This window comes from Enterococcus sp. FDAARGOS_553, assembly GCF_003812305.1.
GTDB lineage: Bacteria > Bacillota > Bacilli > Lactobacillales > Enterococcaceae > Enterococcus_D > Enterococcus_D gallinarum.
Genome location: NZ_CP033740.1, coordinates 83,796 through 101,330, shown reverse-complemented (window position 1 = coordinate 101,330; position 17,535 = coordinate 83,796). Strand labels below are relative to the sequence as shown.

At 40.0% G+C, this 17,535-nt stretch carries 16 protein-coding genes and 1 pseudogene; 12 read left to right on the top strand and 5 right to left on the bottom strand.

Going from position 1 to position 17,535, the window contains the following annotated elements; all coding sequences use genetic code 11:
* Positions 1–56: 56 nt before the first annotated feature.
* The 3 genes from EGX73_RS00880 to EGX73_RS00870 all read left to right on the top strand — a co-directional run bounded on the left by EGX73_RS00880 (position 57) and on the right by EGX73_RS00870 (position 4,441).
* The gene (locus EGX73_RS00880; RefSeq protein ID WP_003125876.1) at positions 57–1,055 is read left to right on the top strand and encodes a LacI family DNA-binding transcriptional regulator; all 999 of its coding nucleotides are present in this window, start codon (positions 57–59) and stop codon (positions 1,053–1,055) included.
* 492 nt (positions 1,056–1,547) lie between these two features.
* The gene (locus EGX73_RS00875) at positions 1,548–2,969 is read left to right on the top strand and encodes a PTS transporter subunit EIIC (protein WP_005470797.1); all 1,422 of its coding nucleotides are present in this window, start codon (positions 1,548–1,550) and stop codon (positions 2,967–2,969) included.
* A gap of 29 nt (positions 2,970–2,998) precedes the next feature.
* Positions 2,999–4,441 (top strand): sucrose-6-phosphate hydrolase, encoded by a 1,443-nt coding sequence (locus tag EGX73_RS00870; RefSeq protein ID WP_003125880.1) that lies wholly within the window; start codon positions 2,999–3,001, stop codon positions 4,439–4,441.
* 52 nt (positions 4,442–4,493) lie between these two features.
* Here EGX73_RS00870 and EGX73_RS00865 read toward each other — a convergent pair whose 3' ends face one another.
* Positions 4,494–5,153: a cyclic nucleotide-binding domain-containing protein gene (locus tag EGX73_RS00865; protein WP_003125882.1), complete on the bottom strand. Its 660-nt coding sequence runs from the start codon at positions 5,151–5,153 to the stop codon at positions 4,494–4,496.
* An 87-nt stretch (positions 5,154–5,240) separates the two neighbouring features.
* On the opposite strand from EGX73_RS00865, the gene EGX73_RS00860 reads away from it, so the two are divergent.
* Both EGX73_RS00860 and EGX73_RS00855 read left to right on the top strand, forming a co-directional pair.
* A complete protein-coding gene (locus EGX73_RS00860) occupies positions 5,241–5,903 on the top strand; it encodes a YitT family protein (protein ID WP_005470802.1) in 663 nt (220 codons plus the stop codon).
* Between the two features lie 220 nt (positions 5,904–6,123).
* Complete coding sequence (locus tag EGX73_RS00855) at positions 6,124–6,738, top strand: CPBP family intramembrane glutamic endopeptidase (protein WP_003125885.1); 615 nt, start codon at positions 6,124–6,126, stop codon at positions 6,736–6,738.
* A gap of 4 nt (positions 6,739–6,742) precedes the next feature.
* Here EGX73_RS00855 and EGX73_RS00850 read toward each other — a convergent pair whose 3' ends face one another.
* The 4 genes from EGX73_RS00850 to EGX73_RS00835 form a co-directional block, all read right to left on the bottom strand.
* Positions 6,743–7,282, bottom strand: coding sequence for a serine acetyltransferase (locus EGX73_RS00850; RefSeq protein ID WP_005470804.1), 540 nt, complete (start codon positions 7,280–7,282; stop codon positions 6,743–6,745).
* A 100-nt stretch (positions 7,283–7,382) separates the two neighbouring features.
* A complete protein-coding gene (locus tag EGX73_RS00845; protein WP_003125889.1) occupies positions 7,383–7,748 on the bottom strand; it encodes an arsenic metallochaperone ArsD family protein in 366 nt (121 codons plus the stop codon).
* 193 nt (positions 7,749–7,941) lie between these two features.
* Complete coding sequence (locus tag EGX73_RS00840) at positions 7,942–8,919, bottom strand: ABC transporter substrate-binding protein (protein ID WP_034704185.1); 978 nt, start codon at positions 8,917–8,919, stop codon at positions 7,942–7,944.
* 41 nt (positions 8,920–8,960) lie between these two features.
* Positions 8,961–9,704: a polysaccharide deacetylase family protein gene (locus EGX73_RS00835; protein ID WP_005470808.1), complete on the bottom strand. Its 744-nt coding sequence runs from the start codon at positions 9,702–9,704 to the stop codon at positions 8,961–8,963.
* A 95-nt stretch (positions 9,705–9,799) separates the two neighbouring features.
* Between EGX73_RS00835 and EGX73_RS00830 the strand changes: the two genes are divergently transcribed.
* The 7 genes and pseudogenes from EGX73_RS00830 to EGX73_RS00800 all read left to right on the top strand — a co-directional run bounded on the left by EGX73_RS00830 (position 9,800) and on the right by EGX73_RS00800 (position 17,522).
* Positions 9,800–10,519 carry an ABC transporter ATP-binding protein gene (locus tag EGX73_RS00830; RefSeq protein WP_005470810.1) on the top strand — a complete coding sequence of 240 codons (720 nt, stop codon included), beginning with the start codon at positions 9,800–9,802 and terminating at the stop codon, positions 10,517–10,519.
* Positions 10,516–11,244 carry an ABC transporter permease gene (locus EGX73_RS00825; RefSeq protein ID WP_003125894.1) on the top strand — a complete coding sequence of 243 codons (729 nt, stop codon included), beginning with the start codon at positions 10,516–10,518 and terminating at the stop codon, positions 11,242–11,244. The genes EGX73_RS00830 and EGX73_RS00825 overlap by 4 nt, the downstream gene beginning before the upstream one ends.
* 197 nt (positions 11,245–11,441) lie before the next feature.
* Positions 11,442–11,675 carry a DUF1858 domain-containing protein gene (locus tag EGX73_RS00820; protein WP_003125896.1) on the top strand — a complete coding sequence of 78 codons (234 nt, stop codon included), beginning with the start codon at positions 11,442–11,444 and terminating at the stop codon, positions 11,673–11,675.
* Positions 11,672–12,982, top strand: a complete 1,311-nt coding sequence (locus EGX73_RS00815; RefSeq protein WP_005470815.1) for a DUF438 domain-containing protein — start codon at positions 11,672–11,674, stop codon at positions 12,980–12,982. The genes EGX73_RS00820 and EGX73_RS00815 overlap by 4 nt, the downstream gene beginning before the upstream one ends.
* Positions 12,983–13,172: 190 nt before the next feature.
* A pseudogene (locus tag EGX73_RS00810) lies at positions 13,173–14,010 on the top strand (PRD domain-containing protein).
* Between the two features lie 99 nt (positions 14,011–14,109).
* On the top strand, positions 14,110–16,005 hold the full coding sequence (locus EGX73_RS00805; RefSeq protein WP_172956400.1) for a beta-glucoside-specific PTS transporter subunit IIABC: 1,896 nt from the start codon (positions 14,110–14,112) through the stop codon (positions 16,003–16,005).
* 44 nt (positions 16,006–16,049) lie between these two features.
* Positions 16,050–17,522: a sulfatase-like hydrolase/transferase gene (locus EGX73_RS00800; protein ID WP_123866640.1), complete on the top strand. Its 1,473-nt coding sequence runs from the start codon at positions 16,050–16,052 to the stop codon at positions 17,520–17,522.
* The last annotated feature ends 13 nt before the right edge of the window (positions 17,523–17,535 follow it).

Here is a 17,535-nt window from a genome sequence, read left to right as displayed (position 1 = left end):
GCTTATTTTTGTTTCAGTTCTTGGTATAATAAAAGAAAAAGCAAAGTAGGGTGACTATGGTAACGGTAACGATTAAAGATATCGCTGAAAAAGCAGGCGTTGCGAAAAGCACCGTTTCCCGCTATTTGAATAATGGCTATGTTAGCGAGCAAACACGTAAAAAAATTGATGCAATTATTGAAGAGACCGGCTATCGGCCCAATACGTTTGCCCGCAGTTTAAAAGCACAAGACACAAAACTGTTGGGAGTGATCATTCCTAGGCTGGATTCTCCTTCCACCAACAGTGTGTTAGAAGGGATCGATGAAACAGCTCGAAAGAATGGGTATCAATTGTTAATCACGAATTCTAATCAAAATGAAGAACGCGAATTAGAAAATATTGAGATGCTGGTCAAGCAAAAGGTTGCTGGTATCATTATGCTGGCTAGAGAGATCACGAGTGAGCTAGCACAAGTCTTGCAGCAATTGACCGTTCCTGTACTGATGTTGGGTCAACACTTACAAGGAGTCCATTCGATTGTCCATGATGATTATCGTGCGGGAGAGAAACTGGCAGAGTATGCAATTGAACTCGGCCATCGGTCTTTTTTGTTTATCGGAGTGACTGAAAAAGACGAAGCAGTAGGGATCTTGAGAAAAAAAGGCTTTACGGATGTGGTCGCTCAAATGGAAGGGACCAAATTATCTTTCATCGAAACGTCTTTTTCCAGAAGTGAAACCTATCAAAAAGCTCGCTTATTTCTAAAAGAGAATCAAGCGACCTATTTAGCCTGTGCCACAGACAACATTGCTGTTGCCGTATTGAAAGCCGCGCATGAGTTAGGCTTGCGAGTGCCGGAGGATTTCTCCCTTAGCGGCTTCGGTGGATATGATTCGACGGATTATGTCTTTCCGACGATCACGACCACTCACTATCCTTACCATCAGTTAGGTGTCGATGCGGTGGAAACGATCCAGAAGTTGATCCAAAAAGTTCAAGTGCCAGAATTGATTAAGTTACCGAATCAACTGGTGATCAAACAATCAACGATTCCCATAGAACAAATACCATAATGATTCGTGAAAGGGACTGTGCCATAAGTCTCCGACAAGTAACACTATCCGAACCTTAACTATTATTGCTCCTGCGGTGCAGTGGCTCCTCGTCGCAAAAGTCCGAGGAATCTATCGCAATAGCATATGATTTGGTTTAACTTGTTGGATGATGACTTTGTCACAGTCTCTATTATTGCTCCTGCGGTGCAGTGGCTCCTCGTCGCAAAAGTCCGAGGAATCTATCGCAACAGCATATGATTCGGTTTAACTTGTTGGATGATGATTTTGTCACAGTCTCTATTATTGCTCCTGCGGTGCAGTGGCTCCTCGTCGCAAAAGTCCGAGGAATCTATCACAATAGCATATGATTCGGTTTAACTTGTTGGATGATGACTTTGTCACAGTCTTTTTTTTTTGATAAAACGGGTTGATTTTGCAAACGGTTTCTGTTATTCTTCTTGTAGAACCGGTTCCACAAAATAAAGTGAGTTGAAATGGAGGAAAATTAAAATGAAAGATCAGAAAATCATTGATCAGTTGCTCCAAGCAGTGGGTGGTAAGGAAAACGTTAAAAATTATGAGCATTGTGCCACTCGACTACGTATTATTTTGAAAAATGATGCGTTGCTAGACAAAAAGAAGGCAGAAAACATTTCTGAAAGCAAAGGTTATTTCTTTAATACAGGACAGCATCAGTTTATTTTTGGGACTGGAAAAGTAAATGAAGTTTATGAGGCTTTTGCTCAAACAATGGGTAAAGATGGTGAGCAGCAGACAGCCTTTAAAGAAGATGTTTATTCCAATCTGACGCCTGTTCAGAAAGTTGTTCGTACTCTTTCTGATGTGTTGGTGCCATTGATTCCGGCATTAGTTACAACTGGACTTTTGATGGGGATCCGTGGTCTGCTAGTTGAATTAGGGGTTCCTTTTAGTGCGGACTGGTATGCGCTCTTTGAAATGCTGACAGATACAGCCTTTGCTTTCTTACCTGTATTGATTGCTTATAGTGCCACCAAAAAATTTGGCGGTAATCCGATCATCGGGATCGTTGTTGGTTTGATGATGGTAGCACCTCAGTTACCCAATGCTTGGGCAGTTGCTAGTGGCGATGCACAGCCGTTTCATTTATTCGGTCTTTCTATTTCAGGGTATCAAGGTTCGATTTTCCCCGCAATTATTGTTGGTTGGCTTGTTTCCAAATTAGAAAAAGGATTTAGAAAATTTGTTCCACAAATGATGGATTTAGTCGTCACTCCATTTCTGACTATCGTAGTGACGCTGACATTAGTTTTATTTGCATTAGGTCCCATTTTGCAAGTTGCAGAAAAAGCAGTGATCAACGGCATTGTTTACCTCGTACAAGCGCCTTTTGGTATTGGCTATATCTTATATGCAGCGGTTCAGCAATTGATTGTTATCACCGGTTTGCATCATTCATTGAGCATCATCGAACTTGGTTTATTAAATACTTCAGGAGAGAATGTCTTGCAAGTTCTAGGAACAGCGAGTATGGCAGGACAATTTGGGGCAGCAATCGCAGCTGCTTTTCTTTACCGAAACAAAGTCAAACGCTCGAATGCCATTAGTGCGGCTGTACCAACCTTGTTTGGGATCACGGAACCATTATTGTTTGGGATCAATCTTCGGTCCTTGCGTATTTTTGCTTCTGGCATGGTTGGGGGAGCCATCGGCGGCTTGATGACGTATGTTTTTCAATTGGCAGCAACAGGAATGGGCATTACATTTATTCCTGGTTTGTTGTTGTATACAGGAGATTTCGGCGCCATGTTGAAATACATTGCAGTGATCCTCATTGCGTTTAGTGTGGGCTTTGCCTGCGTCCAACTGCAGCGGAGAAAGATTTCCGATGAATTGAATGAAGAAACAACGATTGAGGATGACCTTCAAACGTTAAGCGCAACCGAGAATTAATGGAAAAATTGTAGAGAAGAAAGTGGTGGATGGATTTGTGTGCAAAAGAAGCCTGGCAAGAGCTGGAACAACAATCGGAACTAAAAGCAAAGATCGCTCAGGATAACTGGCGACTGTACTTTCATTTAATGCCGGAAACTGGGTGGATGAATGATCCCAATGGGCTTTGTCAGTTTAATGGGGTTTATCATTTCTACCATCAATATGTTCCTCAAAATCCTGCAGGAAAAGAAGCACCCCATTGGGGACATAAAACGTCAACCAATTTGGTAGATTTCAAAGAAGAAGCAATTTTTCTTTCACCAGAACATTCGTATGATCGAAATGGTGTATTTTCTGGCAGTGCGATTGTAAAGGATGATCAGATCCATTTCTTTTATACAGGAAATGTGAAAAACGAAGGGGACCATGATTATACTTTTAGTGGCAGAGAACAAAATACGGTCCATGTGATTAGTGATGGTTATTCGATTGAAAAACAAGAAGTAGTGATCCCGCATGAAGCATATCCTGCAGGGTTTACCGATCATATCCGTGATCCAAAAGTATTTGAAAAAGAGGGCCGTTACTATATGATCTTAGGGGCTCGAACTCGGGAAAGTGAAGGAAAGATTTTGATTTATCAGTCAGAGGATCTTTCACAATGGACGTATCAAGGGATATTTTTAGGGGATGATTATTCCCTTGGTTATATGTGGGAGTGTCCCGATTTCTTTCAACTTGACGGACAAGATATTTTACTTTTTTCACCACAGGGAGTAGATCCGCAAGCTTATGCTTTCAATAATTTATACCAGTCTGGCTACTTATTAGGGGAAGTAGATTGGAAAAATTTGAAATTTAAGCCAACATCGGATTTCGTGGAATTGGATCGAGGGTTTGATTTTTATGCTCCGCAAACGTTCTTGGATCAAAAAGGGCGCAGATTGTTATGGGGCTGGATGGGACTAGGGGACACAAGTCCTGAATACTCGAATCCCACTGTTACTCGAGGATGGCAGCATGCGGCGACATTGCCGCGAGAACTGAGCTTCAATGGACAACGATTGATCCAACAACCATTGCCAGAATATCAAAAATTACGTGGAAAGCCTTTCTTCTGGAATGTCGAGTTAAAGGATAGCTTTACTGCTCCAAAATTAGCTGGAGAGGTCTACGAACTGCAGGTAGAGCTAACCCAACAGACAAAAAAACTGCAGCTTCTCTTGCGCCAAGACACGATTCTCTCTTATGATGGCCATATTTTTACTCTTTCTCATGGGCCTTCCGGCTATGGACGCAAAAAAAGAAGCATTCAACTATCAGAATTACGACAGATCCAACTGTTTATGGACACTTCATCGATGGAAGTGTTCATAAACAATGGGGAGTATACCTTTACTTCCAGACTTTATCCGCAAAAAGAGCAAGACCAAATCGTCTTCTCAGGGACTGGCAGTTTGGCTATTCAACTGTGGCCATTCTCAAATTAGCAAATAGCATGCGCAATCAGCAAAGAAGCGTGATAGAAGGAAAAGAGCGTGTCTATTCGCGTTGCATCGATCGAATCAATTGCTTAAGGTTTGCTTCATTGATGCGATAACCCCTAGATTCACGATAGACACAATCGTTTTCTTTGAATGTTTTTAACGTGTAGGTCAAGTGCCGATAACTGACACCAAGGTATTCTGCTGTTTCTGTGAGTTTTTCTTGATAAATTCCCGCTACAGCTACTTCCAAGAGCAACAGCGCCAAACGATAATTCAATTGGTAAGTCTGATTGATGGAGAAATGTTCCATCCGTCTAATTAATTTATCGCCAATATATTGACTGATCATTTTGACAAAATCAATGTCTTGCATCAATACTTGCTTGGCATGATCGATAGGAAGCGCCAAGCAAACAGTTGGACCGATCGCTAAAACTTCTTTGGTCGTTTTTTCAGCGGACACTAAGGTCAGATCTCCGATGAAATCACCGGAATGCAAAAATTGTAAAATCGATCGTTTGCCATTGGCTTGAGACTTGATAATCTTTGCTTTTCCTTCAAGGATCACGTACAAGTGAGTCAGTGTCCCGGCTTCTTCTTGTATGATCTCGTTGTGAGAAAACTCGTAAACAGAGGACTGTTCTAATGTTCCAGTGGAAAAAGGCAAGTCCAATTGATGAAACTTTTTGGCAACAGGATAAAGGGTTCGTTTCATTTTTCCTCTCTTTCTAGGAGAAATCTCCTAGTTGTTTTTCTTAGCATACCACATAATGGAGAAGGAGCAAATGAAAGGAGATCTCATATGAAACGAACCCTCTTTTGGTCACTGTTTTTCTATGGTATCAGCGCATTAGGGATCAGCTTGACAATCAAAGCAGCTGTTGGTGTAAGCAGCTTTAATTCATTGAATGTCTCACTATCCACAATCACAGGTATCAAGGTCGGAACCATTACGACAGCCATCAATCTGCTCTTCTTAGTCACTTGTTGGTTTCTGGACCACAGTCAAAAAAACCGTTATCGGAAATGGATCAACTATTTGATTATGATGGCAGCATTGCTTTTCTTTGGCAATTTAGTCAATGGTATTTTATATGGCTTACTGCCAAAACTGATAGTGCCAAACTATTTGGCACAAGTCACATGTTTTATCGTTGGGACATTGATTTCAGGACTCGCTACGGGACAAGTGTTGCGACTCAATCACTTGAAATTTCCTATTGAAAATTTTTGTCAGCTGATGGCTGATAGAAGTCGCTTTTCCTTCAAACAATATCGGTATAGTGTTGATGTGCTGTGTGTCATAATCTCAATCGGCCTTTCTACAGCTTTTTCATTTCCTTTGGTTGTGAGGGAAGGAACGGCCATTAGCTTATTCTTGTTATCTGGTGCTATCTCTTGGTCGCGAGAACGGTCATTTCTGTTCTTCCTAAAAAACCAATCAGTCAATGACATTGTTCAGTAAAAAAATGTCTGATTAACATTCATTCTTTCGGATGAATGTTTTTTTGATACCTTTTTATAGTGTATAATTGTAGTGTGAGTAAAAAAATGCTGAGAATGATCTAAAAACTACCCAAAGAGAATCATGAGAAAGAACGGAACGAGAAGAATCCTGATAGAGGTTAATTGTGAAGCGAAGCACCATGCAATTCTAGTGAAACTACTCAAAAAGGAGTGAAGACTTGAAGAAACTGCTTTTTCTTTTGGCTTTTGTTATCTGGAAAGGAATAGCCATACATGGAATTCCTTCTTCCTATGCGAAATTTTTAATGGGCTATCATGAGTTGGGCGCCAAGCTAGTGTTGCTTTGTTTCTTTGTTATCCTTTTTTATAGGGATTTGTTGGATCGTTTAAAAGAACTGAAGGTTCTCTCATTGATAAAAATAGGCTTGCTGACATTTGTAGCGATTCTTTTAACAACGGTTTTCTTCAACCAGATTATCTTTCCAGGTGAACAATCAATGACTTTTTATTATCCATCGTCTCAGAGAACCGTTCCTTTACTATTGGGGGCATTAGTAGTAGGCCCATTGTTCGAAGAAATGTTCTATCGCTATACGCTTATTTATACTGGTAGAAAAAGATGGCTGAGAATTGTTACGACATTGTGCAGTCTTTTGTTGTTTTCGTGGGCCCATATTGTTAATGCTAATGGTAATATTTTTTTGTTATACCCTTACTTTATTATTGGATTTTGGCTGACAATCGTCTATTTGCGCAACAAAAATCCATGGGAGTCTGTGTTTGCTCATATCGCTTATAATTCCTTGGTTGTCTTGCTAGCGATAATCGGATGATCTGCTAGCGTTGATTTTGCTGATTAAATGCGGCTACGCGTTCTGCGTTGATCCGCATGATCTCTTCTCCAGGGATATTTTGGTCATTGATGATAAGATCGAAGTCGGGATTTTTTGGTTTGTACTGATTGACGCCAAAGGCTACACTATTGGCAGGAATGTCTTTGGTAATAATGGCGCCTGCTCCAATCACAGAATTTTCACCGATGATGACTGGGCCAAGAATTTTGGCACCATCTGCAACGATTACATTTTCTGCTAAAATAGGTGTGCCCAGATTTTCCCAGGCATTCTTTTTCCGGTTAAACCGCTGATTTGAACCAATCGTTACATTCTGGAAAATCACAACATTGGCGCAAAGTTTCGCAGCAATGATCGTACAGCCGCGAGCATGGTGAGCAAAGCGGACACTTTTGTCCATCTCACCACAACGAATCTCGCAGCCATAACGATATTCTAATAATTCAGCTGCTTTCTTTCGTTCTTCTTTTTCTTCAGAAAAACAGTTGATTTGGATTAATTCTTCAAAAGTCATCGTTTCCATAATTTCACTCTCATTCATAGTTGTTTTTTATAGCTATAAAGACCGAATCTTTCATCAGGAGAAGGCTTACCAACGACAGTTTAGCAGATAGTTTTCCCCATCATATAAGATCATGATAGACCGCTGTTTTCGTGGCGCTCGGTGATTCATCTAATTCCTGAATCGAAATACCAACGTGTGTCAATTCTTCCCATTCGGTGAGCGTAGGAAGACGCCCCTTACAATAAAGGTTGTTTTCTGCAAAAACTAAAGGCAAGCACGCGAGATCTTCTTGCTCTAGAAGTTCCAATACAAGTGGGTGAGTAATGAAAGGCAGAATGCTTTCAGTCAAAACAGAAGAATGAATCACCAAGGATTCACCATGAAGTTGTTTATAGGCGCTGTGCCAAGACTCCGATTGAGGTAAATAGTCATAAAATTGTGTCTCTTCTGGCTTTTGCAGTAAATAAAGATCAATTTTGGGCATGGTATATTTTCTCCCTTTCTTATGTAGTGAAACGAACAGATAAAGTAGTTTTCATCGCTCACAACCCTTTAGTGAATGATACTCGGTGACCGAGCATCCGTCAAATAATGGCTGGATAAAAAACACTCGAATCTATCACAGCACTGGCTTTGATGGATTCGAGTATTGGTTTTGTGTAATAAGTGATCAGGAATTAGTTCGCTAAGAAACTAAAATCAGTCAATTCATCATAAGTGTAAGCTTGATCAATTTGTCCTTTGTCTTTAGTCCAAGCCACGATTTTGTCTAGTTGGTCCTGTGGGACTTTGGCAGCATAAGGATAGTCTTCTTTTTGGCTATCTAAGTAAGTACTCATGGCATCTGGGAACTGATAGTCGGCTAAGATATCAGCATATTCAGAAGCTTTGTGGCTGTTCATATAATCGATGGCTTGATCGTAAGCTTGATAAAATGCGGCAACATCTTGTGGTCGATCTTTTACCACATCAGTCATAAATTGCAAGGTACCACCTTTGATGCCAGCTTCTTTGGAACTGCCCAAAACAATTGCACCTTGAGCGGCTAACATACTCGCTTGCGGTTCTGTGTAGACAGCACCATCAACTTGATCGCTTAATAGTGCCTCAGAACGAGCCGCAAAAGAAGCAATGTCAACGATTTGATAAGTAAAATCATTTTCAGCAGCAAACTGGTCCATGATGTATTCTAAAATGAAGTTCGGTACAAGGGTAATTTTTTTATCAGCCAATCCTTTCATTTCAGAGATGCCTGAATTTGGCGAAGCTAAGACTTTAAAGTCTTCTAGAATGTCCGAAGTGATTGTCATGTCAATGCCATTTTGCTTAAACGTCGCTTCTGTCATCACATCACTGATAGTTGCGTCCAATTCTTTGGCTTGTACGGCAACATTGCGATCATTTGGAGAAGTAAAAGATTTGATTTCTACATTTAGACCTAAATCTTTAAAATAGCCTTCTTCTTTGGCCAGAATAATTGGAATCGCAGATTCTGCTGGTAAAATCCCCACATTCAACGTTTGATCGGTCACTTCAGCAGTTGTCGCAGAGGTGTCAGTTGTCTTAGTTTCTGAAGTGGAATCTGAATTGTTTCCGCAAGCAGCAACTCCTAAAGCCAATAATGATAAGCAAGTAAATAAAATCGTTTTTTTCATTTTTCGTTCCTCTTTCTTATTTATTCCTTGAAGGGATGTTCTTAATGGGTCTTTTTGAATAATTGTTCAAAAGATGTCTTATCCAATGAGAAGGGAATAATGTCTCTTCGTAGTTCCATGCGTGGGGTTTCTAGGGTGTTGAACCCTGGAATCGTCGTGAATGACAAGACAAAACCTTTCGCTTCTAGTGTTTTGATCGTCTGTTGATCATAGAAACCAAAGGGATAAGCAAAAACATCTTGTATCGCTACAGTTTGATTGCAGCAATCTAAATCAGCCGCAAATTTTTCAGCCGGTTCCCACATTGAGCGGCCCATCATTCCTTTTCGTTCATGGAAGTGAGTCGTATGATTGGCGTATTCAAAAACATCACTCATTTCGTTCAATTCCGAGCGACTGAGTGTTTTGGAAACAGCCGGCTTATAAGGGCTCGGTTCAGCAAACAACCAACCGCTGACAACAAAAGCGGTCGCTTTGAAGCCGGCCTCTTTCAATAACGGGTAGGCATATTCCCTCATGGATTGGTAGCAATCATCAAACGTCAACAAAACCGCTTTTTCTGGTAAAGCTTTCTTTTGAAGATAGTAGTCTTTGACTTCCTTCAAAGTAAGGGTATGATATTTTTCTGCTTTCAAAAAGTCGATTTGTTGTTTAAAATGAGAACAGCTATTGAATAACGGCAATGGAAGAGCATCTTGATAGCCATCGGCAACTTCGATTGGTCTTGGTTGCTCACTTAACTCATTGTCTGGTCGTATTTCATGAAACACAAGTGTGCGGAACATCAAATGCATCCCTTTCTATTTTTTTTCGCAACAATCAGTATAGCATAGAATGTGAAAGAGGGAACAACAATTTTTTAGAAAGAAGGAGCCAATTTATGGCGATTCATTTAGAATCAGTCGCATTTTCATTTCAAGATCGCTTAATCTTTAACAATCTAGATTTAACCTTAGATAAGGGCCATACATACGTCGTCTTGGGAAAATCAGGGGTTGGTAAAAGCACCCTGCTCTCATTGTTGAAAGGGTGGCAGCTGCCGCAATCAGGTCATATCGATTATGGCGATAGCCATCCTTCTGAGATCGAATTGGTTTTTCAAGACTTACGTCTGTTTCCGTGGCAGACAGTTTATCAAGCGGTAGAAATGCCTCTTCAAATCCAAAAAGTCCCCAAAAACCAAAGAGAAAAGTTAGTCGAAACGTGCTTACAAGCGTTAGAACTAGATTCTTTCAAAGCGCGTTTCCCTAGTCAACTGAGTGGCGGCCAAAAACAGCGAGTGGCAATGGCAAGAGGATTAGTGACCAGTCCAGCATTTTTACTGTTAGATGAGCCGACATCGTCTTTGGATCAGGAAACCAAAGAACGTACGCAAAATCTGATTTTATCTGAGCAACAACGACTTGCGAACGGTTTAGTCGTAGTGACCCATGATACAGAAGAAGCGGCTTACCTTGGCGAGACGATCCTATTGGTTCAAGAACATCAAATACATCAGATCAAAAACCCAGTTTTCCACCAAGCTAACCGCCGTGAGACGATGGACTTTTATGCTTTTTCATTGGCATTGAAAAAGAAGATGAGAGGAGAAGTCAGATGAAAGCCGGACGTTCTTTTTTGTGGGGGGCACTGTCGTTTTTATTGTTATGGTGGGGAATCAGCTTGTTAGCGGATAACCGTTCGCTGCCGGACCCTTATCAAACTTTCCAACGATTTTGGCAATTGCGTGCAGAATTAGGGTTACATGCAGGGGCCAGTGTGATTCGTGTCCTGATCTCACTATTTTTTGCGTTGCTGATCGGTATACCTTTAGGGATTTTTCTCGGAAGAACAAAAATAGCAGCAATCGTTGATCCTCTGCTCTATTTCTTATATCCGATTCCAAAGGTCGCTTTTCTACCAGTTTTCATGATTTTTTTTGGTTTAGGGAATGTTTCAAAGGTGATCCTGATTTTTTCGGTGATCGTGATTCAAGTTGTGGTTTCGATTCGAGATGGGGTAAAAGAAATCCCAGCAACTTACTTTCAAGTGATGCAAAATTACACGCAAAACCCGCTGCATCAGATCCGTTTCTTGATTTTGCCAGCAATCATGCCGGCATTGTTTGCCAGCATGCGGGTAAGTATTGGTATCTCGCTTGCCTCCTTGTTCTTTGCGGAAAACTATAATACGACTTATGGCGTCGGGTACTTGATTTTGAGTGCTTGGTCTAAAATGGATTATGAGCAAATGCTGTCAGGCATTGTTGTGATTGCATTGATGGGCTTTTTCTTCTTTGGTGTGGTGGATGGATTAGAGAATCGCGTGTGTCGCTATCGCAGCTGATTATTTTCTATCACTAAATCAAGAGTTTCATCTTGCTATTAAAGAATCATTCGCTCGCAGAGGTCGAGAAGTGGTTCTTTTCTTTTTGTGCCAAGTGAGGGGAGATAAATTTGGAAATGATCGTGTAATTGTGAGCAATTTCGTATATAATATATGCAGTTGATTGAGAATTATTCTCAGTAGAAGGAAGGATAAGAATGAAAGAAGCAGATTTCTCAAAAAATCTCTTTGATTTAGTGTCGGAACATCCGGAAATCAAAGATATTATGAGCAAACTTGGCTTTACTGCCATCAATAAACCCGGCATGCTCCAAACTGCCGGTCGCTATATGACGATTCCGAAAGGCGCACAAATGAAAAAGATACCTTTGGAAAAAATCATTCAATCTTTTGAAAATCAAGGTTTTCTTGTGAAAGGAGTCGACAAATGAGAACGAAGGAACAACGGCAAGAACGAATCGTCGAAATTTTGAGCTTGCTTCATCAAGGCGGTTCTTTTGAAGAAGCCAAACGCTTATTCAATGAAGAATTTGACGGCGTAGATGTCACTGAGATCACCTCGGCAGAAAAAGCATTGATTCAAAGCGGTTTAGACCCTTCGGAGATCCAACGTCTATGCAATATTCATGCGGCTGTATTTAAGGGATCGATCAACGAGATCCATCATTCAAATGAAGAATATGGACAACCTGGTCATCCAGTCCATACCCTCAAGCTAGAAAACCAAGTCCTGCAATCGTTATTGACGGACGAAATCGATGGATTGCTCAAGAAAATCAAAAAAGGGGACTGGTCACAAAAAGGACGTCTGCAAGCAGCACTGCAGGATCTGTTACAGATCGACAAACATTATGCAAGAAAAGAAACGCTGATCTTTTCATATATGGAGAAGTATGGAATCTCTGCTCCGCCGAAAGTCATGTGGGGAGTCGACGATGATATTCGCGAGATGATCAAAGAGTTGAACCAGTATTTGGCAACTGACAAAGCAGCATATAATCCTCTTGCTGAAAAATGGCAGGCAGTAAAATCTGAAATTGAAGAAATGATTTTTAAAGAAGAAGAAATCATGGTTCCTATGACATTGGATGTCTTCAGTTTAGCGGATTGGCAACGGATCGCGGAAGATAGCTTTGACATTGGGTTTGCTTATATTCCTGAACCATTGCCTTGGAAACCAAGCCAAGAGTCACTGGAGAAAGAATTGGAACGGGAGCCAGCTCGTCAATTGGCCATCAAACAGGCCCAAGAAACCACAGCTGGTATTGCCGCGGGACTTGGGTTTGGAGAATTCGCTGAACCGCCAGTGACAACGACTGCTCCCACGAACCAAACCGTTCAATTTCCCACCGGTTCCTTGCAGCTGGAACAATTGATTGCTATGTTCCAAACATTGCCAGTCGATTTGACGTTTGTGGACAATGAAGATCGGGTACGTTTTTATTCTGAAGGGAAGAGTCGAGTCTTCCCCCGGACAAATTCAGTGATTGGTCGAGAAGTAGTGAATTGCCACCCACCTAAAAGTATGCACATCGTTCAAAAAATCTTAGACGATTTTCGGTCAGACAAAAGAGAAACAGCTGATTTCTGGATTGACATGCGGGGACGAAAAATCTATATTCGCTATTTTGCGTTGAAAAATCCAACGGGGAAATATCTAGGCTGTCTGGAAGTCACGCAAGACATCACAGAGATCCAAAAGATCGAAGGACAAAGTCGGTTACTGGATGAGGAGTAGGAATGGAGTATTTACTCAACAAAACACATGCAAGCAGAAAAAAATGATAAAAACGCTTGCACGAAAATCAAATAAATAGTATAGTATAAACAATCAAATGGGTAGTTACTGATAATGCAGGCTATACCTTCGTACGTGTGTATGGATCCTACACATGTATTGAGGTATAGCCTTTTTTCATTTTAAGGAGGTGAGAAACGTCTTGAAGATCAAAAAGATTCTAAATAATAATGCGGTTTTGGTCGGAAAAGATGGCAAAGATTTTATTTGGATCGGCACCGGGCTGGGCTTTAAAATGAAACCGGGACAAGCAGCAGACGAGACGAAAATAGAGAAAGTATTTGTATTGCATAAAAACAAAGCTTCTGAACGTTTTTTGACATTAATGGAATCAATCCCGGCAAAGTACGTTTCCTTAGCTGATGATATTATTCGATTAGCTAAAAATGATCTAGAGTATGAGTTAAGTGAAACATTATATGTATCCTTAACCGATCATTTATATCATTTGATTAAATTACACAAACAGGGAATGAGTATTTATAACCGCCTTTCATGGGAAATTAAGAAGTTTTATCCCAAAGAATTTGAGATAGGGAAAAAAGCACTATTTTTAATTAATGAAAAAACGGGTATCCAGTTCGAAGAAGAAGAAGCAGGGAATATTGCAATGCATTTGATCAATGCTCAGCTGACAGATGAGATCGATCAACCTGAAGATGTCCAGCTAATTGCAAAGAAAATTAGAGATATTATTTCACTTATTCGTCTATCTAATAAAATTCAAATCAATGAAGATTCGCTTGCGTTTGATCGCTTTATCACTCATTTGCGCTTTTTCTTCCAACGATTGACTACCCGGACTAAGATGAATAAGCAAAAATCCATTGCTGGAGCACATTCAGAGTCAATACCCAGCAGCTTACAAAACGATGATTTTGGTTGAGCAGTATCTGAAAGTCTCTCTAAGTGATGATGAAAAGTTATACTTATCGCTACACATTCAAAAATTAATAGAGAACGAATAGAGGTTGTTACTGGTAAAGCAGGCAAGACTGATAATTATTCCTTTGTTGGGAATAATTATTTGTCTTGCCTTTTTGATTATGAATAAGGGGATGAATAAAATGGCATACAAAGATTTAGTTGAGGAAATATTGAAAAATGTGGGTGGAAAAGAAAATATTGCCGGTCTCACTCACTGTATTACTCGTTTACGTTTCAATTTAAAAGATGAATCAATTGCAGATACTGGAGCATTGAAAAAAACGAAAGGTGTAGTTACAGTAGTACAAAGTGGTGGACAATATCAAGTAGTCATCGGAAACCACGTACCAGAAGTTTATCAAGAGTTTATTGACTATGCTGGGTTATCAAACGAAGCCTCGGAAGAAAAAAAGGAGAAGAAAGGACCTTTGGATGCTTTTATAGATATTATTTCTGGTATTTTCACACCTGTATTAGGGTTACTGGCAGCTACTGGAATGATCAAAGGATTAAACGTTCTCTTTGTTTCTCTTGGTTGGATTGAAAATACTTCTGGAACCTATGCCATCTTGCAAGCCGCTGGTGACTGCTTCTTCTATTTCTTTCCAATTTTTCTTGGTTATACCGCAGCAAAGAAATTTGGTCTGAAGCAATTTGTTGGTATGGCTATCAGTGCGGCAATGGTCTATCCGGCCTTGTCAGGGTTAACTGCTAATACAGAACCTCTTTATACCTTATTTAATGGTACGATTTTTGAGTCACCTGTTTATGTAACTTTTTTGGGTATACCAGTTATTCTGATGAGTTATAGTTCTAGCGTTATCCCAATTGTGATTGCAACTTTCTTTGGAGCGAAATTGGAGAAAGTGATTACCAAATTAATTCCGAGCGTTTTACGTAGCTTTTTAGTACCATTTCTAACAGTTTTATTGATGGTTTCTTTAACATTTATCGTGATTGGCCCAATAGCCACATGGATTGGAAATATTTTAGGGGCTGCTGTGTTAAGTATTTATCAGTTTAGCCCGATTGTTGCTGGTATAGCGGTGGGTGCAATCTGGCAAGTTCTTGTCATGTTTGGTCTTCACTGGGGGATTATCCCGATTGCTATCAACAATATTGGTGTATTAGGATACGATCCTGTAATGGTTTTAGGACAAGCAACTCCATTTGCTACTGCTGGAGCAGTATTAGCGGTTATCATTAAATCCAAAAATAATTCTGTTCGTGCGATCGGTATACCCGCTTTTATTTCTAGTCTTTTCGGTGTCTCTGAACCCTCCCTTTACGGGGTAACGTTACCCCGTAAGAAACCATTCATTGCAACTTTGATTTCTTCTTCCATAGGTGGTCTGATCATGGGGTTCTTTGGGACAAAATCATTTATCATGGGAGGAATGGGCGTTTTTAGTCTTCCAAATTATATTAGTCCTAGTGATGGAATTGGCAGTGGTTTTTATGGCTATGCACTTGCAATTAGTGTGGCATTTGCACTATCGTTTGTTTTAACTATTACATTCATGTATGATCCTACTGAAGATCGAGAAGAAGCTGAATCAGAGGAAGAGCAAGAGATAGCTATAGATAATTATTTAATGACGGAAACAAAGATTGAGATGCCTATCAAAGGAGATTTACTGACATTGGCTGATGTTGAAGATGAAGCTTTTTCTTCTGGGTTATTAGGAAAAGGTGTAGCGATTGTTCCAAGCAATGGAGAGATCTATGCGCCATTCGATGCTACTGTAGAAACATTGTTCCCAACGAATCATGCGATCGGTTTAAAATCTACGAATGGCATTGAATTGTTGATTCATGTCGGAATGGATACTGTTAACTTAAAAGGCGATTTCTTTACTTCCTACGTAAAACAAGGACAGCAAGTAAGGAAAGGCGAGCTGTTGATTCGATTTGATAAAGAAAAAATTCAATCCAAAGGCTACTCGATCATCACACCGGTTGTTGTAACAAATACTGATACTTATTTGGATGTTATCCCAGATATTGTTAATGAAGTCATTCAAGTGATTCATTAAGTTGTGTTCTATATGATACGATAGTAAAGAAGGGAAGGGAAAATATGCGCGCTATCATGCTAATGTTTGATACGTTGTCAAAAGATTTTCTGTCAAATTATGGAAATGATTGGATCCAAACACCAAATTTCGATCGCTTAAGGGAAAAAACGGTTACTTTCGATAATTTTTATGGGGGAAGTATGCCTTGTATGCCAGCACGTCGTGAACTTCATACAGGAAGATATAACTTTATGCATCGCATGTGGGGGCAATTGGAGCCTTTTGATCATTCCATTTTTGATGTGCTACAACAAAATGGCATCTACTGTCACCTAGTGACCGACCATTCTCACTATTTTGAGGATGGAGGGGCAACCTATCATAATCGCTATTCTACTTGGGAGGGGTTTCGCGGGCAGGAAGGTGATCGCTGGGTACCTAGGAAATTTGCTGAAGGCCATGCAGAAATAAATCCTTTGAATAAGCAAGGCATTTCAGTTGAACAGCATTTTGCGAACCGCACAAGACAAGTTGATGAAAATGAGATGTCGAGTGTTCAAACAATTCAAGCTGGACTTGATTTCTTGGAAGAATATAAAAAAGAAGATAATTGGTTTTTGCAAATAGAATGCTTTGACCCTCATGAACCCTTTTTTGTTCCAGAAAAATATCGTAAACTTTATGAGGACTGTCCAAATGAGTCACCTTATTTTTGGTCAAAGTATGGTCGGGTTACAGATGACATTTCTTCCGATGATTTAATTGAATTACAAAACGAATATGCTGCATTGATAGCAATGTGTGACCATCATCTCGGAAAAGTCATTGATTTTCTTGAGACGAATCAAATGTGGCAGGATACGTTGGTGATTATTAATACGGATCATGGTTTTCTTCTTGGTGAGCATGATTGGTTAGGAAAGAATGTTGCTCCTATGTATGAAGAAATTATCCATTTGCCATTTTTTATCAGTTACCCAAATGCTGAAGTGGATACCCATACTTCTGTTTTAAGCCAAACGATCGATATTCCTGCAACTTTATTAGATTATTTTGGTATTGCGAATGAATTGGATATGGATGGTAAATCATTATTGCCAGCTCTAAAGTCTAAGGAGACTGTTTTACATGATGAAATCATTTTTGGAACAAATGGCGGTCATGTCAATATTTATGATGGGAAGTACGTGTATATGCGTGCGTCTGTTGATCCTTCCAACGGCCCAATCACTATCCAAACATTGAATTACGCGATGTTAAGGGGGTTCATCAATAAGGAAGCATTAGATACCATGAAGCAAAGAAAGGGAAATCGCTTCACAAATCAGTATCCTTATACAGAAATTGAAGTCTCCACATACATTGATTCTTATTCAGTTGGCCATTTGCTATTTGACTTGGAGGAGGATCCGCAACAGTTGACTCCACTGGATAATCCTGACGTTGAAGAAAGGATGATCCAGAAATTAATAAAAATCATGGATCGAATTGAAGTGCCAGAAAGTGAATATATTCGTTTGGGATTAAGAAATTAAATAAATTAGCAAC

Excerpts from the sequence above, each read along its gene's own strand:
- EGX73_RS00800 (WP_123866640.1), top strand. The coding sequence starts at position 16,050 with ATGCGCGCTATCATGCTAATGTTTGATACGTTGTCAAAAGATTTTCTG.
- EGX73_RS00845 (WP_003125889.1), bottom strand. The coding sequence starts at position 7,748 with ATGCCCAAAATTGATCTTTATTTACTGCAAAAGCCAGAAGAGACACAA.
- EGX73_RS00870 (WP_003125880.1), top strand. The coding sequence starts at position 2,999 with ATGGATTTGTGTGCAAAAGAAGCCTGGCAAGAGCTGGAACAACAATCG.
- EGX73_RS00875 (WP_005470797.1), top strand. The coding sequence starts at position 1,548 with ATGAAAGATCAGAAAATCATTGATCAGTTGCTCCAAGCAGTGGGTGGT.
- EGX73_RS00840 (WP_034704185.1), bottom strand. The coding sequence starts at position 8,919 with ATGAAAAAAACGATTTTATTTACTTGCTTATCATTATTGGCTTTAGGA.
- EGX73_RS00860 (WP_005470802.1), top strand. The coding sequence starts at position 5,241 with ATGAAACGAACCCTCTTTTGGTCACTGTTTTTCTATGGTATCAGCGCA.
- EGX73_RS00835 (WP_005470808.1), bottom strand. The coding sequence starts at position 9,704 with ATGTTCCGCACACTTGTGTTTCATGAAATACGACCAGACAATGAGTTA.
- EGX73_RS00865 (WP_003125882.1), bottom strand. The coding sequence starts at position 5,153 with ATGAAACGAACCCTTTATCCTGTTGCCAAAAAGTTTCATCAATTGGAC.
- EGX73_RS00830 (WP_005470810.1), top strand. The coding sequence starts at position 9,800 with ATGGCGATTCATTTAGAATCAGTCGCATTTTCATTTCAAGATCGCTTA.
- EGX73_RS00850 (WP_005470804.1), bottom strand. The coding sequence starts at position 7,282 with ATGGAAACGATGACTTTTGAAGAATTAATCCAAATCAACTGTTTTTCT.
- EGX73_RS00825 (WP_003125894.1), top strand. The coding sequence starts at position 10,516 with ATGAAAGCCGGACGTTCTTTTTTGTGGGGGGCACTGTCGTTTTTATTG.
- EGX73_RS00820 (WP_003125896.1), top strand. The coding sequence starts at position 11,442 with ATGAAAGAAGCAGATTTCTCAAAAAATCTCTTTGATTTAGTGTCGGAA.
- EGX73_RS00815 (WP_005470815.1), top strand. The coding sequence starts at position 11,672 with ATGAGAACGAAGGAACAACGGCAAGAACGAATCGTCGAAATTTTGAGC.
- EGX73_RS00805 (WP_172956400.1), top strand. The coding sequence starts at position 14,110 with ATGGCATACAAAGATTTAGTTGAGGAAATATTGAAAAATGTGGGTGGA.
- EGX73_RS00880 (WP_003125876.1), top strand. The coding sequence starts at position 57 with ATGGTAACGGTAACGATTAAAGATATCGCTGAAAAAGCAGGCGTTGCG.